Here is a 15797-nt window from a genome sequence, read left to right as displayed (position 1 = left end):
TTTCGTTATATTACTGCTGAGCATAGTTTGTCTGAGCAAACTACTTCATGGAAAAAATTCTTATTGTTGACGATAATAACGATATATGCCTGCTGTTAGAGCGTTTTCTGACAAAGCAGGGATATAAAACGGCGTCAGTACAGCGTGGTGAAGATGCGCTTGTTCTGCTACGTAAAGAGTCTTATGAGTTAGTTATCTGCGATTTTAAACTCCCGGATATTGACGGTCTTGAAATGCTACGTCGGATAAAAGTTATGAATCCGACCACGGCTGTCATTATCATTACGGGCTACTCCGACGTCCGGGTGGCGGTGCAAACCGTAAAGCATGGTGCCTACGACTACGTAACGAAGCCCCTCTATCCCGACGAAATCCTATTTACCATAAAAGGTGCTCTTGAACGGCGGCTGCAGTCGCTTAATGCTTCAAAAGCATCTGTACCAACTGATTCGCCAAGTAAGGCAAGCACGCCAAAAACACCGGCTAGTAAACAGGTACTTGCCCCCGACGGAAAGCGTTTTATTTATGGGAAAAGTCGGGTGGCTGAGCAACTTCAGAAACACGTGGATCTGATTGCCCCTACCGATATGTCGGTAATCATTACTGGCGAAACAGGTACGGGTAAAGAGTTTGTAGCCAATGCCATTCATCTAAAAAGCAAACGAGCCGAAAAGCCTTTTGTAGCAATTGATTGTGGCGCACTAAGCAAAGAACTAGCAGGAAGTGAACTCTTTGGACACGTAAAAGGCTCTTTTACAGGAGCCATGTCAGACAAAGCCGGTAGTTTTGAATATGCCAACGGAGGCACCATCTTTCTCGACGAAATTGGAAATCTCTCGTATGACAATCAGATAAAGCTACTACGTGTGCTTCAGGAACGTAAGATACGGCGACTGGGTAGTAATCAGGACATCCCCGTTGATGTACGTATCATTGTGGCCACAAATGAGGATTTACGGGAAGCTGTTCGGCAAGGAAAATTCCGGGAGGACATCTACCACCGTATTGCCGAATTTGAACTGCACTTATCGCCCCTCCGCGAACGTAAAGCCGATATAATGATTTTTGCGGATCATTTCCTCGAATTGGCAAATCGGCAACTGGACAAAGATATTCTGGGTTTCGAAGACGAAGCTAAAGAAAAATTAAAGGAATACTATTGGCACGGCAATCTGCGCGAGCTTCAGAACGTAGTGAAGCGATCCGTACTGCTGTCGCAGGGAGAATATATTGAAGCCGACGTACTGCCTCATGAAATTATTTCTCCTCAGTATTTTCCAAACGAAGATACGTTAGCACCAAATGTTCAGGTTCATTACGACCCGGCTCGTCCAGGTGTGCCTGTTATCAGTCAGTCAGCGGCTAATCTGAAATCGGTTTCGGAAAACGCGGAACGTGTCGCTATTCTAAAAGTCCTTGAAAAGACTGGCTATAATAAAACAAAAGCGGCCGAAGTGCTTAACATCGACCGCAAAACGCTTTATAATAAGCTAAAAGCCTACGATATCCATTTATAATTAATAAAAAAAAGGAGTGAGCGAAAGTGTGATTGGATAATAGTTACCAAGTCTACACTTTCGCTCACTCCTTTTTTTTAGTTCAAGCTAAATCCTACAGAAAGGAGACCTACGCCATTTTTGGCATTACCAAGTACTGCTTTAGCGGCAGTGCTGTTTGCAATATTCTGCAATCCCTGTTCATAGCGGGCTCCTATAAAACCTTTTCCAATATAAAAGTTAATACCACCGGCTAAGCCATAATCAAACGTATTAAAACTCTCACGGTTAATAGCATTGGAGCCTGAACCAAAATCGCCATTTGTGTTGATGTTTGAATTAAGCAGATAAGCCGCATACGGGCCAGCCTGCAACTCGATGGTTGGTCCTAGCTTAAACGTAGCCAATACGGGTAATTCTGCGTAGTTGAGTTTGAACGTATTTTTTCCGTTAAAACCGAGAACATTGTACGTAGCAGAAGCCCCCTTGGTCATATAGAGTAACTCCGGTTGAATGGCAAAAAACTCGCCAATGGGCGCCTGAGCAAACACTCCAGCATGAAAACCGATACGTTCAGTTCTGTTGGTAGATCCCTGACCATCATAAAATAGTGAACTGGCATTTAAACCACCCTTCAAACCAACCCGCGCCTGTGCATTGGCAGTAGACGTGTTCAAGGTGAGAGCGCCGACTACGAATGCGGCCGCCACAAGTAAGGTGTTAATTGACTTTTTCATAATGATTAATAAGAATGAATGGCATATAAAACGTATATTGCCTTACGTAGCGAATTGGGCAAAACCGTGCCAAACCGTCGAAAGCAGCTCCAATTGAAGGTATATCATTGTATATTACGCATTTTGCTCACTTCTGCTGTCAGCAGTTCAGCGCATGAGCCGTGAAAGATATTCCCCATTTTGTAGAGACTGACAACCAGTTTCGGTTTATTGTGCCAATAATCGGAATCGCAGTTGGGGAATGAAAGATCTGATACGTATCAAATTGATTAACAATCCTTCTACACTTACTAAGAATAGACCGATAAATAAATGTTTTTGAGTAAATTTGAAAAACGAGTCCGTTTAATAACACGCCGTCATACGCACCAAAGTGTAAGAAATTAGTTTTTATTCGGTAGCCGTAACTTTTCTATTACCGACCTGATGCACCGTAGCTCTATATTAATGACCATCCTTATTGCTGATGACGACTCCGACGACCGTTTATTTATGGAACGGGCACTTCGGCAGAGCGGTTATACCCACAATATTCAGTTTGTTGAAGACGGTGAAGAATTAATGGAATATCTCAGGCATACAGGTCGTTATACGGAAGAAACTTCACCGTGGCCCAATTTGCTGGTTCTCGACCTGAATATGCCTCGTAAGAATGGCTTTCAAGCCCTGAAAGAAATCAAAGATGACACGGAATTGCGCCGATTACCCGTTGTGGTGATGACGACCTCGTCTGCTGATGAAGATGTGTTGAAAACGTATCATCTTGGCGTGAACTCGTTTGTAACAAAGCCGTTCAATTTTAATCGATTGGTTGAAATGGTTGTCGCCTTAAAAACATATTGGCTGGATACCGTAAAGCTGCCGTAACATCCGGCCTAAATGATGCTCCACCGTACATTTGATAGTTTGTGAGCACTGATTATTTTTTGATTTATGATTTCCCTACCTGAAACACTCGACATTACTGAAAGAAATCTCATTCGGGTTCTGCTTATCGAAGACGACGAAGATGATTATCTGCTGACAAAAACTCTGGTTTCTGCCAAAGAAAATGCTTCCATCAAGTTAGACTGGGTAGACAGCTACGAACAGGCTCTCGAAGCTATTAACAACAACCAGTACGACGTCTATCTAGTCGATTATCGATTAGGACAGTATACTGGTATTGAGCTGATTCAGGAAGCTTTTCGACTAGGATGCCGGGCTCCAATGATTCTACTCACAGGCCAGGACGATCTCACCGTTGATCAGTCGGCACTTGAATTAGGGGCTGCCGATTATCTGGTAAAAGGACGTATCGACGCTCAGCTGTTGGGACGTAGCATTCGTTACGCATTACGTCAGGCAGGCGTGCTAGCTGAGGTGGCGCAGAAAGAGAATAAATACCGTTCCTTATTCGAGCGCTCCATCGACGCCATTTTTGTGGCCAGCGAGAATCTACAATTTCAAGATGCGAACTCGTCTGTTGAACAACTTCTCGGTTATACAAGGGAAGAATTACGAAACCTAAATCCCGCCCGCTTATTTGCCGACCTGAATCATCTGCGCAAATTACGTTTTAAAGTACGCGAACACGGTCAGATTAAAGATTTTGAAACCATATTGATTCACCGAAATGGTCGTAAACGTATTTGCCTGATTTCGGTGTGGGCTGTCGAAGATTTAGTTGGTCAGCCTGAGTGGTATCAAGGCATTGTGCGGGATATTACCGACCAGAAACGGGCTCAGCAGGAACTAATTATGGCTGAAAAGCTGAGCATGACGGGAAAAATTGCCCGAAGTATTGCCCACGAAGTACGTAATCCGCTGACGAACCTGAGCCTGGCACTTGAACAGCTCAAAGATGAGTTAGATACCGACAGCGAGTATGTCAGCATGTTTACCGAAATCCTCGGACGTAACGTAGATCGTATTGGTCAACTGATTACCGAGATGCTCAATTCGTCTAAACCCCGCGAACTGGATCGGAAAAAGCAGGATTTCAATCAGATTGTCAAAGAAACGTTACAGCTTATTAGCGACCGGATTAAGCTGAAGCGGATGCGAATCGATGTGCACTACTCGACAGACGATTGTAATGCGTTGCTCGACCGCGATCAGGTGAAAACTGCCATCCTGAATATTCTGGTGAATGCGGTAGAAGCAATGGCTGAAGGCAAAGGTATCGTTTCAGTACGAACCTACTGCACGGAAGACAATCGAGTTTGTGTTGAGATTAGCGATAATGGAGGTGGAATTAGTGAGGCAGACCGACAACGACTTTTTGACCCATTTTTCACAGGTAAATCTGGGGGTATGGGCCTAGGATTAACGGCCACGCAAAACATCATAAATAGCCATAAAGGGTCTATTGAGGTAGAAAGCCAAGTCGGCCAGGGTACTACATTTCGGCTTTATTTTCCGAAGCGAATGGACGATTAACAGAACCCACTATTTCTGGAAATTTTCAACTAGATCCTGGCATATAAAAAAGCCGGGATTTTTTGTGAAATAGAGTGGGTAAAAATATACACACATGCGTAAATAGATTCCACACAACCACATTGGAAACAGATTGGCAGTGTGCTATTTTAGTTACAACATTTGATTTACAAAAAATTCATAATCAACGGTTTATCTTTCAGTATAGGATCATAGGAATTTGTAAAAAAGAAGTGGCACAATAAAAGCTATTAGAAATACATATAACTACCTAATACTATGTGGACTGCAACTCATTTCCCGGCTTCTATGCGTTCTTTGAGTCCAACTACTCGGTTAAAAGCGATTGAGATTGCTAACCAGTTACTAGCTCAGGGTGAACTCGATAAGCAGCAGCTTATTGCGCTTAGCATTGAGGAAGCCCGACGTTTGGCACGCTGCGAACGCGTTGACCAAACTCAATGGACAATGGGAGCCCGTCAGTTTGCATAATAGGTAGTTTACAAGCCTTAAATCTTACCATTCGATGATCTGGAAGAAAACGATTTACGATTCGTTGACAAGTTGCACTACCCTATGCGACGAGTTTGCTCTTGAATGTTCACGTTCTGAAGAAATTGAAAAATGGTACCGTAGCATATTTTTGGCGCTCGATTGTGCCGATATGTGCCGTCAGGTATCCATTCTCTACGTTCGAGGCTCCGAAAACACGCCATTACTAGCCAAAGCTTGCCTGGAAGTATGCGAGAAATTAGCCCACGAAGTTCAACAGTTCAATACCGATTTTTGTCGGCAAATCTACGCTATCTGTCAGCAAACTATCTGTAACTGTGTTTCCCTTATTAATATGGCTTCTCCGGGCAAAACAGAAGTTGGCAATCCAGCGGTTACGTCAACGTCTCTATTTTACGGAATCGATCTTCGGGAGACGCTTTATAATTAATCTATATACGCTCAGTCGGTAGTCAACAAGCGCCAGATTAAAGCTGACGACTGCTGATTACCGACTGATCGCATTTATACCCAACGTTATGGAAACAAACACAAAGTCGAATCAGCAGTTGGAAAAAGTGCGCGATATGATCAACGACATTCGTATCGCCATGATGACTACTATCGACGCAGAAGAAAATCTGGTAAGCCGTCCGATGGCTGTTCAACAAATTGACGATGAGGGTAGTATCTGGTTTTTCACTCAACGGACATCGCCCAAAGTAGATCAGATCGACAACCATGACCATCGTGTAAATCTCGGATTTGCTTCCGTTAGTGATTCTGACTACGTATCGGTATCAGGAACGGCAAGTGAAGTCGATGACCGAGCCAAAATCGATGAACTCTGGAATCCGCAGGCAAAAGTCTGGTTTCCAAAAGGGAAAGACGATCCCGATCTCACCCTGTTAAAGGTAAAGATCGACATGGCCGAATATTGGAGTGCCAGCGATAGCCGGATGGTACGTCTGTTTCAGCAAGCAGCCGCACTGGTTACCGGAAATCCACCTGACATGGGCGAGAACCAGAAAGTACATATGTAGTAGAAATTTCAATAAAGAAGAGCGTTACGTTTGTCACTAATTTTTGGTGTTACACGTAACGCTCTTCGGCGTTTAAACGAAAGTCTATTTCCGAAACACTACGTTAAACGGCTTTCAGAACGTAGAGGTTGTAACAAACGGTACAGTAATTCAATGCCTATTCCAGCCGTAAGAAGCCGTTCTTTTTTATTTTGAAGAAACTGCTGAGTCCAATCCACAAAACCGCCATCACCAATATCAATTATCTGATTATCAAGTGTGATGCTCACTTTATACTGTAATCCTTTATAATAATTATTGTCATTTAAGCCATCGGTTACAACGTCTATTGCTACGTTGCTTAGTTGTTCGCGCAGGTAATTCCCTAACGTAGTAACAAAGCGAATCGAGTCTGCATATCCCTGACGCGGATATAATTGGAAACGTAACGTATCAATCTGAAGCATATCGCGGAAAAAGGTCGTCATCATCGAAATCTGTTCCGTTAAAGCCTCTTTCTCAAATTGATAACTCCCAGAATCACGTCCGGATGTAACAAAGCAGGCAGTCTTAAAATGAGACCGAAAACCTGGAATATCAGGTAGCGTTGGGGTTCGAAGATGCCGGTGAATGGCCGAGAAACGTAGCCGTTCACCCATTTTTTGGTATGTGCTACGTTTCAAATCGGCGATGTGGAGCGCCAGCGCGTTGGTCGCATCAGCCACAACTTCTGTTTGCCGGGTAGCCGAAAGAATTTTGTTCTGATCAGCAGTCGCTACTACGGAGCAACTGCCCAACGAAGCTACCGGCGATAACTCAATCGGCGAAAAACCAAACTTGTCAAAAACAGCAAGTGCCTGATCTTCTAATTGTCTTATTTCTAATGGATTAATATCAGCAGGTTTTACAAAACGACTAGCCTGATACGCTTTTAGTAAATCGGCGGGCGTGAGTTGCCTTGCTTTTTGTTTGAATACTTCCAATAACAACGAGGTCAGCTCAGATCCAGATAGTTCATTTGCCAGAATGTCAATTAGATCAGGCCGGCCAATACGTTCGGCTACTTTCTTGCCAATCATAACCTTAACTTTATCCCACAAATCCAATCTTCGTATGTGATCCGTCGCAGTACGGCTTGTTACTACTTGCCCCACACCGGCAAAAAGCAGTCACCTTATTTTTCTGCGTTTCTTTACCGCTCGCGTCTTTCACCCGGAGGTTGCCATAAACTAGCAGTGGCCCATTTGGCAGCGGTTCAACTATGCTTTCAGCCTGAATATCTTCGGGTTTTACCGATTCTTCATTCCGAAAATAACTCAGGGCTTTCGATGGGCATCGGTCTACCTGTTCGCTAATACGTTGTGTATCTGCCCCTTCCATATTGACCCAGGGACGATTTCGGGGATTGAAAACCTCAATCAATTGCGTCCAGCAAATTTTGGAATGAATGCAAACAGCTGGTTTCCAGACGACCGTTATTTCACCGTTTGTATACGTTTTTGTGATTCCTTCAGAGGCAGCCTCCTGCATTGTTTCAGCCATAATAGTTGGTAAGTAGATTATCCTTAAAGTTGCATAAATAAGCAATAGATTAAAAATAATCAGAGTTTGCTACGTAGTAACTACCGCCAGCATAACAAATGTGATTTCCATAACAGCGTTCAGGAACGTATCAAGTATGTGCAAACTGATTCCATTTACACTGTTTCTATAGCTAACAAGTTCGGTTTTGGCGTACAAATACCGGCCTGATAGCGATTTCAGTAAACATTTTGGTCAGGCATCGGTTCAAAAGACAGCACTTACCAGTAGAAAAACGGCCTGTTGATCCATGCAAACTCAGTCCAGTTTAACCGCCAAAACGTTAGTTGCGCACGAGCGTCTTAATGAAGCTTATGGCATTCAGGCGATTTACGGTTATAGCGACCCGATGCACGAATTAATAGGAACAATTTTATCGCACCGAACTACGCATGCCAATGAAGTAACTGCCTACAGCACAATGCGAGAGCGGTTTCCAACTTGGGAGCAAGTCCGTGACGCCCCCCTCCCCGACCTGATCGACGCTATCCAAACGGCCAATTATCCCGAGGTAAAAGCACCTTATATTCAACAGTTGCTAATACGTCTCTTTGATGAACGGGGTCAGGCAAATATTGATTTTCTGGGTGATTTGTCCACTGAAGAAGCCATGAAGTGGCTCACCTCGCTCCCTGGTATCGGCTTAAAAACGGCTACCCTCCTACTTCTTTTTAAGTTTTATAAACCGGTACTGCCTGTCGATACGCACGTGCATCGTGTTACGCAACGTATCGGCCTGATTGGCCCCAAAGTGAGCGCCGAAAAAGCGCACTCACTATTGCTATCGCATCTGCCTGAGGACGCTTTGGTCTTATTCAATTTCCACAAGCATTTTTATTGGCACGGTCAGCGCGTCTGTTTCTGGCATCAGCCTAAATGCTCAGCCTGCGTGCTACAAGATATCTGCGATTTCTACCAATCTGGCAAAACAGCCCAATTGAGCAGTACGCCCGTCCGCAGGTCAAAACCAGCCGTTTCATAATTTTCCTGATGCTACGTTGCCAGTGAGCCTTAAGTCATTCATCTGAACGTAGCACTACATTCCCAGATTCTTTTACGAAAAGTAGCTTCGTGTTAGTCACGACTTTTACGGCATAACCGATAAATACTGATTATGCCTTTGTTCCGACGTCAGTTTCTCCATTCACTAACGGCTCTTGCTGGTACTACGTTTTTGCCCGATAACGCAACCAGCGAGGCACGTTCATTCGCCAAATCCTGGCCAATTTCCTGCAACTCCTACACTTGGCTTACTTTTTATAATCGCCAGAACAAAGAATGGATGAAAGACCCGGATGCGTCCTTGGCGGAATTAGCAAAGTCGGAGGTAACGGCTTATGAACCAAGCGTTACGTCACCCGAAGAAATCAAAAAGCTGGCCCCTTTGCTTAAAAAGTATAATCTCACGATGCCATCGGTTTACGTAAACACAACGTTGCACCAGGCCCATGAATCGCAGAAATCCATCGACTCGGTATTGGCCATCGCCGAAGCCGCCCGTTCGACCAACACCACTATTTTTGTCACAAATCCAAGCCCGCTGAAGTGGGGTAGTAACGACGATAAAACGGACGAGCAATTAAAAGAACAAGCCAAAAATCTTGACCGGCTTGGTGCCGAGTTACGCAAACGAGGCATTACGTTAGCCTATCACACCCACGCCCCTGAACACCGGCAGGCCGCCCGTGAATTTCACCACATGCTGCTCGCTTCCGATCCGCAGAACGTAGCACTCTGCCTCGATGCGCACTGGGTATATCGGGGTTCAGGCAATTCGCAGGTAGCCCTTTTCGACGTAGTAAAGCTTTATGGAAAACGTATTGTGGAAATACACATCCGGCAATCTAAAAACGAAATCTGGCAGGAAACATTTGGCGACGGCGACATTGACTATCGGCGACTGGCTGCTGATTTGAAAGCAATGAATGTAAAACCCCTGCTAGTGCTGGAACAATGTCTGGAAAAAGGCTCACCCAACACCACAGGTCCTGTGGAAGCGCAGCGGCAGAATCTGGCATATGCCCGTGAGGTTTTCGCTAGCCTAATTTAGACTATAACTACATTATCGAATTAAGAGAACAAATGGGGCTAAGGTTAGTTTAAGATTCGTTAGCTCGTCAGTAAGGCGGGCCTTATCAAGAACTAAAACTCGCGTTATATTATGCAACCCCACATTGGTCTTGAAAGTGATGTTCTAAAACAGGATAATATCCTGCTAAACGACTTTCTCTCAGATTTACATGTACTCTATATCAAAACCCGGAAGTACCACTGGAACGTAGCGGGTCCGAACTTTATGGAGTATCATAAATTTTTCGAAAAGCAGTACAAAGCGATTGAAGCTGAAATCGATGAAGTAGCTGAACGTATTCGTCAGTTAGGTGGTACGCCCCTGGCTACAATGGCCGAGTTCATTCATAACACAAGCCTGAAAGAAGACGCGGGCAAACCGAAAGACACCGCAGAAATGTTCAAAAACCTCCTGAACGACCATGAGCAGATTGTTCGTGAGCTTCGCGAAGATGTCGAGAAGTGTGATGAAGAGCTAAAAGATGCCGGTACTGCCGATTTCCTGACCGGGCTTATGGAAGCTCATGAGGCAATGGCCTGGATGCTGCGGAAATATCTTTCGTAGGAATAGGTGATGAACGATGAGAGATGACCGAGCCACTGGAGCGGTGTAAAGAATAATTCACTATAATTAATCTCTTTTATCTCTCATCGTTCATCACTTATCGTTTAAAAAAGTTGCCAAAATCCCTCTCTCTTCGCTCAGGTCTTGGTAGTGTTCTATTCTGGTCGGTTATCTCGGCGGCTTTTATTGGCCCCGGTTCGGTAACGGCCTGCGCCATAGCGGGTTCGTCGTATGGCCTTCAACTCCTCTGGGTGCTCACCTTTGCTACGTTAGGCACCGTCTGGCTACAGGAAGCAGCGGCACGTATCACCATTGCAACTGGCCGCGATCTGGGTCAGGTTATTACACATACATATTCTGGGGCAACCGGCCGTTGGATTGCGTGGGCTTTATTCTTAGCTATTTTTCTGGGCTGTGCGGCCTATCAGGCGGGTAATATTCTGGGAGCGGTTTCGGGGTTGGCGCTGCTCACTGGTTTGCCGGTACCTACGTTGACGGTTGTTGTCGGAATCGTCTGTATTGTTTTGCTCTGGATCGGTTCGACACAAAATCTGGCTAACTTCCTCGGGCTGATTGTTTTCGCAATGGGGGGCGCGTTTGTCTACGTAGCATTCGGCACTCCCGTTACCACCGTAGATCTCGCCAAAGCGCTCGTTGTTCCCCATATACCATCGGGGTCGCTCCTGCTCGTCAACGGACTAATAGGCACTACCATCGTCCCTTATAATCTGTTCTTCGGCTCCAGCATTGTTCCTGGCCAGTCACTGAGCGAAATGCGGCTGGGGATTTGGGTAGCGGTTATCTTAGGTGGAATTATTTCGGTAGTCCTTTTGCTAGCTGGGCTATTGATTCCCAACGATTTCTCTTACGTCCACATGGCGCAGGTACTCACTGACCGGCTCGGCAATTGGGCTGGTTCGTTGTTTGCATTCGGCCTGTTTGCGGCAGGTTTTGCTTCTTCACTGACGGCACCGCTGGCAGCCTCCATTACCGCTCAAAGTTTGTTAGGCGTTAAGCCTAATAGCGCTACGTATCGCGGCATATGGCTCGTGGTTATGACAATCGGGCTAGTCTTTGGTTTACTAAATGTTAATGCAATTCCGGTTATTGTTGCTGTTCAGGCGATTAATGGGATTCTGCTCCCTTTTGTCACGATTTTTCTGTTTGCTGCGGTTAACAACCGCGATTTATTGGGCAAGGCTTACAGCAATTCGTTCATGCAGAATGTAGCAATGGGTTCTGTTGTGCTGGTAACGGCTGTATTGGGATTGTGGAATGTCTGGCTGGCGTTACAAAAGACTTTTGGCCTCTAAATTTTTACGAAAAAATATAGGGGCAGCCAATACGTATCAGCTGCCCCATTTTTTAGACTTACTTATTAATCAATTACTTCCCAACTGCTTGCAAAAGTTATTGTGATCCCAATTGATGGTTAAATCGGTGATACGATCATTTTCGTCAAACTGGAACACAAATACGTGATCGCTATTGAAAGTCAATCCTTTGCTGGTAATTCCCATAAAATCCTGTTCCTGCGTACCGAAAATGGCCACCTGAGCCGTTACGGTATCTCCTTCAGCAGTCAGGCTGTCAACTGTATTGTCGACATTGGGAAAACAATCCATAATGAGTTGCCAGACTCCTTTACCAAATTCCCAGAATGAGCCTTTGCCTCCATCGCCCATCGGCAGAAAATGTACTGTTGCATCGGGCGTTGCCAACTGGATCATGCGCGCTGTATCTAAATCCTGGTAAGCCGAGAAAAAGGCCAGGCATGCGCCCTTACGGGTTTGTTCGGTTAAATCTGTTTTGCTTAAAGTTTCCATGTGTTTATAAGTTCTTTTTTGTGCAGAAATGTGGCCTATTCCGCTTTACTTAATGGATTAACTGGGTAGTTAGCATGTGCTTTAATTTTGCGAATCTGCCGCAGGTGCCGATCAACATGGCCCCATTGATAGATATAAACCTGGTGCAGATTTCGGGGCGAATCAGTTGCAGTCAGTTCAAAACAGGCACGCATGTCGGCTTCTGTTTTTTCAGCAAATGATATGTTCAGATTCCGTTGACGTGTAAAAAAAGTCAGATTATCTTTTCCTTTAATGAAACCAGTTGGCCGGGAAAAATCAGGCGAAATATGTGGTTTCTCTTCCATAATAAAGGAATTATAATAACTATCGGGCTTAGAAGTTTTGGCCAACTCAGGCTGGGGCTTGTTCCGACTTCCAATGCCGATTTCCCGCGCCCAGATTATTTCCCAAAGCGCCAGATGTTCAACTACTTCGGCTATACTCCATCGGTCGGGCGATTCATGGAAATGCCACTGAGCATCCGTCAGATTTTCCGTTTCCTGGATCAGCGCGTCGCGGGTACGTTTGAGATTGTCAACCGTATATTTCCGGTCTTCGTCTGTCCAGAGTTTCTGGCAATGGGCAACCTGACTCATTGCACAGAAAACAATTATCAGGAGTAAAAAGAAATTCTTTTGCTTGTTCATCGTATTTGTTTGGTTTGAATACGATGGCAAAATTATTGGCCGCTCATGACCTGTAATTGTAAAAATGCGACATTTTACGACCAGCAGAATTCGGAATAATTTCTTGATATATAAGCTTAAGGAACGTAGCATTAGGGAAATTTGCTACGTTAATTCACTTTAACATAAAGCATTTTTTTACCGGTTTTCAAGTCAGTGAGGAGAACCTTACCGTTTTCGACGTAGTATTTTGAGGATGGTACGTCCTGCATTTGTCCGTTCACTTTCAGCCGAACATAGAACAGATTTCCTTTCGTGAACCAGCGTGCTCCAGCGGCTGCCAACTGCATATAAAGGTCTGAATTACTTTTCTCGGACGACTGCACCGACACGCCCGAGCCGCTGGCATACCCCGATGAACCACCATCACCAAACGTACCATCGGCCCGCAGAATCATCGTCGACGACGTACTACCGTAGAAACCGCCATCGGTAACGCCACCGCCATAATTGTTCTCAGTACGCCAGGCTCCAATCAAATTCGGGTCACGATAAAGGCCATCGTTACTAACTGAGGCCGACGACGTAGCAGCGTTCGGCTTAGCTGCTGCCGTAGTGTTGCTACGTACCAGTGTACCCGACAACACGGCGCTTCCATTTTGGCCTACGGCAAAAAGAAGCTGATTTTGTTGCAGGGCAGTCTCAAACTGAAAAACTGAACCATCCGTCGGATACGTAGCAGTCCCCTGCCCTTGTGTGCCGTTTGTCGTTCCTTTCAGTACGTATACATCCTGTCTATCAGCCACCTGAACGCGTAGTTCACCACTCAATTGCTGGCCTGTGATACGTAGCACCACCATACTTTGCAGACTAGCCGACGCATTTGCAGGCGACACCAACGAGCCAGTCCACATACCTTGTATTGTCTGTGCCACAAGCCGATGACCGACAAGAACCAACAACGTAGCAATGGATATAAAACGCATAGTGTGAGCAAATTAATGCTGAAGCGCAGCCTAAATCAGGAAAGAAATTTTGACAACTCTACGTTATTTTTTACGTAAAGCGTTGGCTTTTTGCCCGTAAACTGAGTGAAGTCACGGATAAAATGCGACTGGTCGTAAAATCCATATTGGAAAATCAGATCTTGCCAGTCAGCTACTTGCCAGCGTTTAGTGGCCAGTTCGGCACATAAATAACCGATACGTCGAACGCGAGCGTAGTATTTGGGACTAACGCCTACTTTTTGCAGAAACTGCCGTTCAAACTGCCGCCGGCAAACGTAGAGTTCATCCATCAGCCCGCCTACATTGACGAGCCCTTTTTGCGTAACAATAAGATTCGCCGTATAATCAATCCGGTCGAATGGATTATCCACTTTAAGCAGTTGGCGATTCAGAAACTGTTCCAGCAAGCGCACTCGGGCCAATGGATTGGTAGCTTCGAGAATTTGGGCGTATAAATGCCGAATCGGAGCCCCAAGCAAATCGTACAGATTCACCCGTTCGTCGGAAAATTCGTACATAGGCAGACCAAATAATGACGCGATGCCGGCGGGTTTGAAAACAATACCGACCATACCGATACGTCCGGTCAGTTCAAGTTTATACTGGTGGGTTGCCTGTCCTGTCAGAAAAGTCGGCGGAGCAACTAGTGACTGATGTTTATCATTTGCTACCCGATAGGTATCGCCATAATTAAACACCATCGACGCAAAGGCACTGGGTGGTGATTCGATCAGCATCGGTTTAGCCAATGGTTCTGCATTTTCCCAGACGTAGTAACACTCAACATACGGAGCTAGATGCGCTGACGGATCGAACTTACGATAGATCATTGACTTTCGGATTTGGTGTGTACCAACTAATTCCCCGCATTAAACGGCTGAGATTACCATAAATTTAGTTAAAGGTAATTATTTAAGGAGCTTATTTTCAGGCTTGTGGCGTAGACTTACTGAAAGGTATAAAGTCCAACAACGTAGCATTCTCGTTTAAGGAAGGCATAGGCTATAAAAATGGAATTGGCTAGAACCCTCACATAGTTAATTGACCGTTTAGGAAAATCTAACTCGTTGTTAATATGCTATAATTCACATCTTTATTACCTTTACATACTTATGTTCAGGCTATGAAAAATCGCTACGTACTCATTCAACTGTTTGTGCTGCTATTGCTGGGTAGTGCGTTTCTGAGTTGCGCGCCAACGATTTCGAGCTATAAACTCGAGCCCGTTTCGGGCGATGTAGCAACTATTGATGGGCGTCAGGTGACCAAAGCCACGCAAAATGGCGTGACTGTAGTAGCTTCTTTTGAGCGGGAAGATCTGGAATACGTAACGCTCGACGTTGAAGTAAAAAACCAGACCGACCATTCAATTGAGATCAATCCGGCTGATTTTCGGTACGTAGCGCTCGGTGCTAGTCAGGACACACTGACGGACCCACGTAATACGGGGCTTTCGTTAACTCATTCAGCTGCCGACCCAACCTACGAAGCCGGTCGCATCCCAATGAAACGCAAGCAGGAACAACAACGTCTGAAGCGAGCGAAGGTTCTTAATACGCTTTTGCTGGTAGCTGTCATCGCCAGCGACGTATCTTCATCGTCTAACAGTCGGTCTTACAGCGAATACGTTGGTAAACGTATCGGACATGATTTCGCTTATCAGGGCATTGCCGTCAAACGGGTTATCGACCACAATACCTTTGCCGACAGGATGCAACGGTACGACTACGAAGAATACCGATGGCGCGAGCTGGCTTTGAAGGCCAATACGTTGGCTCCTGGTGAATCGGTACGTGGGTTTGTGTATCTGACCAAAACTCCGCAAGCGCGTTACCTGGGCGTAACGTACACCATTCCCGAGCAAGCTTCTGTTCCCCTGCTGTTTAAGCAGGATTTTGTGACACAGAAAAAAGGACGTAGATGGTAGAAGCAC

The 15797-nt window shown here is 45.3% G+C and carries 18 protein-coding genes; 11 read left to right on the top strand and 7 right to left on the bottom strand.

Features of this window, described 5'->3' with window-relative positions; genetic code table 11:
- The first annotated feature begins 47 nt into the window (after positions 1-47).
- Entirely contained in the window at positions 48-1517 is a 1470-nt protein-coding gene (locus ACYVF1_RS27975) for a sigma-54-dependent transcriptional regulator (RefSeq protein ID WP_461085213.1), read from the top strand.
- Positions 1518-1594: 77 nt separating this feature from the next.
- On the opposite strand, the gene ACYVF1_RS27970 is transcribed toward ACYVF1_RS27975, so the two are convergent.
- Entirely contained in the window at positions 1595-2233 is a 639-nt protein-coding gene (locus ACYVF1_RS27970; RefSeq protein WP_461085211.1) for a porin family protein, read from the bottom strand.
- Positions 2234-2680: 447 nt separating this feature from the next.
- Between ACYVF1_RS27970 and ACYVF1_RS27965 the strand changes: the two genes are divergently transcribed.
- The 5 genes from ACYVF1_RS27965 (at position 2681) to ACYVF1_RS27945 (ending at position 6189) form a co-directional block, all read left to right on the top strand.
- Positions 2681-3100, top strand: a complete 420-nt coding sequence (locus ACYVF1_RS27965; protein ID WP_461085209.1) for a response regulator — start codon at positions 2681-2683, stop codon at positions 3098-3100.
- Between the two features lie 66 nt (positions 3101-3166).
- A complete protein-coding gene (locus tag ACYVF1_RS27960; RefSeq protein WP_461085207.1) occupies positions 3167-4654 on the top strand; it encodes a two-component system sensor histidine kinase NtrB in 1488 nt (495 codons plus the stop codon).
- A gap of 279 nt (positions 4655-4933) precedes the next feature.
- Positions 4934-5146, top strand: a complete 213-nt coding sequence (locus tag ACYVF1_RS27955) for a DUF2188 domain-containing protein (protein WP_461085205.1) — start codon at positions 4934-4936, stop codon at positions 5144-5146.
- Between the two features lie 34 nt (positions 5147-5180).
- On the top strand, positions 5181-5597 hold the full coding sequence (locus ACYVF1_RS27950) for a four-helix bundle copper-binding protein (RefSeq protein WP_461085203.1): 417 nt from the start codon (positions 5181-5183) through the stop codon (positions 5595-5597).
- A gap of 88 nt (positions 5598-5685) precedes the next feature.
- Entirely contained in the window at positions 5686-6189 is a 504-nt protein-coding gene (locus ACYVF1_RS27945; protein WP_461085201.1) for a pyridoxamine 5'-phosphate oxidase family protein, read from the top strand.
- 98 nt (positions 6190-6287) lie between these two features.
- Here the strand turns inward: ACYVF1_RS27945 and ACYVF1_RS27940 are convergent, their stop codons facing one another.
- Positions 6288-7247 carry a hypothetical protein gene (locus ACYVF1_RS27940; RefSeq protein ID WP_461085199.1) on the bottom strand — a complete coding sequence of 320 codons (960 nt, stop codon included), beginning with the start codon at positions 7245-7247 and terminating at the stop codon, positions 6288-6290.
- Positions 7248-7257: 10 nt separating this feature from the next.
- Positions 7258-7710, bottom strand: coding sequence for a (4Fe-4S)-binding protein (locus ACYVF1_RS27935; RefSeq protein WP_461085197.1), 453 nt, complete (start codon positions 7708-7710; stop codon positions 7258-7260).
- Between the two features lie 289 nt (positions 7711-7999).
- On the opposite strand from ACYVF1_RS27935, the gene ACYVF1_RS27930 reads away from it, so the two are divergent.
- From ACYVF1_RS27930 to ACYVF1_RS27915, 4 genes are all read left to right on the top strand, one after another.
- Complete coding sequence (locus ACYVF1_RS27930; RefSeq protein WP_461085195.1) at positions 8000-8731, top strand: endonuclease III domain-containing protein; 732 nt, start codon at positions 8000-8002, stop codon at positions 8729-8731.
- A 132-nt stretch (positions 8732-8863) separates the two neighbouring features.
- Positions 8864-9799: a sugar phosphate isomerase/epimerase family protein gene (locus tag ACYVF1_RS27925; protein ID WP_461085193.1), complete on the top strand. Its 936-nt coding sequence runs from the start codon at positions 8864-8866 to the stop codon at positions 9797-9799.
- A gap of 111 nt (positions 9800-9910) precedes the next feature.
- Positions 9911-10384, top strand: a complete 474-nt coding sequence (locus tag ACYVF1_RS27920) for a Dps family protein (protein ID WP_461085191.1) — start codon at positions 9911-9913, stop codon at positions 10382-10384.
- Positions 10385-10497: 113 nt separating this feature from the next.
- Positions 10498-11697 (top strand): Nramp family divalent metal transporter, encoded by a 1200-nt coding sequence (locus ACYVF1_RS27915; RefSeq protein ID WP_461085189.1) that lies wholly within the window; start codon positions 10498-10500, stop codon positions 11695-11697.
- Between the two features lie 69 nt (positions 11698-11766).
- Here ACYVF1_RS27915 and ACYVF1_RS27910 read toward each other — a convergent pair whose 3' ends face one another.
- From ACYVF1_RS27910 to ACYVF1_RS27895, 4 genes are all read right to left on the bottom strand, one after another.
- Positions 11767-12210: a nuclear transport factor 2 family protein gene (locus ACYVF1_RS27910; protein WP_461085187.1), complete on the bottom strand. Its 444-nt coding sequence runs from the start codon at positions 12208-12210 to the stop codon at positions 11767-11769.
- Positions 12211-12245: 35 nt separating this feature from the next.
- A complete protein-coding gene (locus tag ACYVF1_RS27905) occupies positions 12246-12878 on the bottom strand; it encodes a DinB family protein (RefSeq protein ID WP_461085185.1) in 633 nt (210 codons plus the stop codon).
- A 149-nt stretch (positions 12879-13027) separates the two neighbouring features.
- Positions 13028-13843 carry a hypothetical protein gene (locus ACYVF1_RS27900; RefSeq protein ID WP_461085183.1) on the bottom strand — a complete coding sequence of 272 codons (816 nt, stop codon included), beginning with the start codon at positions 13841-13843 and terminating at the stop codon, positions 13028-13030.
- Between the two features lie 35 nt (positions 13844-13878).
- Positions 13879-14694, bottom strand: a complete 816-nt coding sequence (locus ACYVF1_RS27895; RefSeq protein WP_461085181.1) for a DUF6597 domain-containing transcriptional factor — start codon at positions 14692-14694, stop codon at positions 13879-13881.
- A gap of 293 nt (positions 14695-14987) precedes the next feature.
- On the opposite strand from ACYVF1_RS27895, the gene ACYVF1_RS27890 reads away from it, so the two are divergent.
- Positions 14988-15791: a hypothetical protein gene (locus ACYVF1_RS27890; protein ID WP_461085179.1), complete on the top strand. Its 804-nt coding sequence runs from the start codon at positions 14988-14990 to the stop codon at positions 15789-15791.
- Positions 15792-15797 lie beyond the last annotated feature (6 nt).

The sequence above is a fragment of the Spirosoma flavus genome (assembly GCF_054778555.1).
The sequence above is the reverse complement of the archived record's forward strand: the minus strand, read 5'-3'. Positions and strand labels throughout refer to the sequence as shown.

Bases quoted from the DNA above. Each gene is read 5' to 3' on its own strand.
- ACYVF1_RS27975 (WP_461085213.1), top strand. From the start codon at position 48: ATGGAAAAAATTCTTATTGTTGACGATAATAACGATATATGCCTGCTG.
- ACYVF1_RS27970 (WP_461085211.1), bottom strand. From the start codon at position 2,233: ATGAAAAAGTCAATTAACACCTTACTTGTGGCGGCCGCATTCGTAGTC.
- ACYVF1_RS27965 (WP_461085209.1), top strand. From the start codon at position 2,681: ATGACCATCCTTATTGCTGATGACGACTCCGACGACCGTTTATTTATG.
- ACYVF1_RS27960 (WP_461085207.1), top strand. From the start codon at position 3,167: ATGATTTCCCTACCTGAAACACTCGACATTACTGAAAGAAATCTCATT.
- ACYVF1_RS27955 (WP_461085205.1), top strand. From the start codon at position 4,934: ATGTGGACTGCAACTCATTTCCCGGCTTCTATGCGTTCTTTGAGTCCA.
- ACYVF1_RS27950 (WP_461085203.1), top strand. From the start codon at position 5,181: ATGATCTGGAAGAAAACGATTTACGATTCGTTGACAAGTTGCACTACC.
- ACYVF1_RS27945 (WP_461085201.1), top strand. From the start codon at position 5,686: ATGGAAACAAACACAAAGTCGAATCAGCAGTTGGAAAAAGTGCGCGAT.
- ACYVF1_RS27940 (WP_461085199.1), bottom strand. From the start codon at position 7,247: ATGATTGGCAAGAAAGTAGCCGAACGTATTGGCCGGCCTGATCTAATT.
- ACYVF1_RS27935 (WP_461085197.1), bottom strand. From the start codon at position 7,710: ATGGCTGAAACAATGCAGGAGGCTGCCTCTGAAGGAATCACAAAAACG.
- ACYVF1_RS27930 (WP_461085195.1), top strand. From the start codon at position 8,000: ATGCAAACTCAGTCCAGTTTAACCGCCAAAACGTTAGTTGCGCACGAG.
- ACYVF1_RS27925 (WP_461085193.1), top strand. From the start codon at position 8,864: ATGCCTTTGTTCCGACGTCAGTTTCTCCATTCACTAACGGCTCTTGCT.
- ACYVF1_RS27920 (WP_461085191.1), top strand. From the start codon at position 9,911: ATGCAACCCCACATTGGTCTTGAAAGTGATGTTCTAAAACAGGATAAT.
- ACYVF1_RS27910 (WP_461085187.1), bottom strand. From the start codon at position 12,210: ATGGAAACTTTAAGCAAAACAGATTTAACCGAACAAACCCGTAAGGGC.
- ACYVF1_RS27905 (WP_461085185.1), bottom strand. From the start codon at position 12,878: ATGAACAAGCAAAAGAATTTCTTTTTACTCCTGATAATTGTTTTCTGT.
- ACYVF1_RS27900 (WP_461085183.1), bottom strand. From the start codon at position 13,843: ATGCGTTTTATATCCATTGCTACGTTGTTGGTTCTTGTCGGTCATCGG.
- ACYVF1_RS27895 (WP_461085181.1), bottom strand. From the start codon at position 14,694: ATGATCTATCGTAAGTTCGATCCGTCAGCGCATCTAGCTCCGTATGTT.
- ACYVF1_RS27890 (WP_461085179.1), top strand. From the start codon at position 14,988: ATGAAAAATCGCTACGTACTCATTCAACTGTTTGTGCTGCTATTGCTG.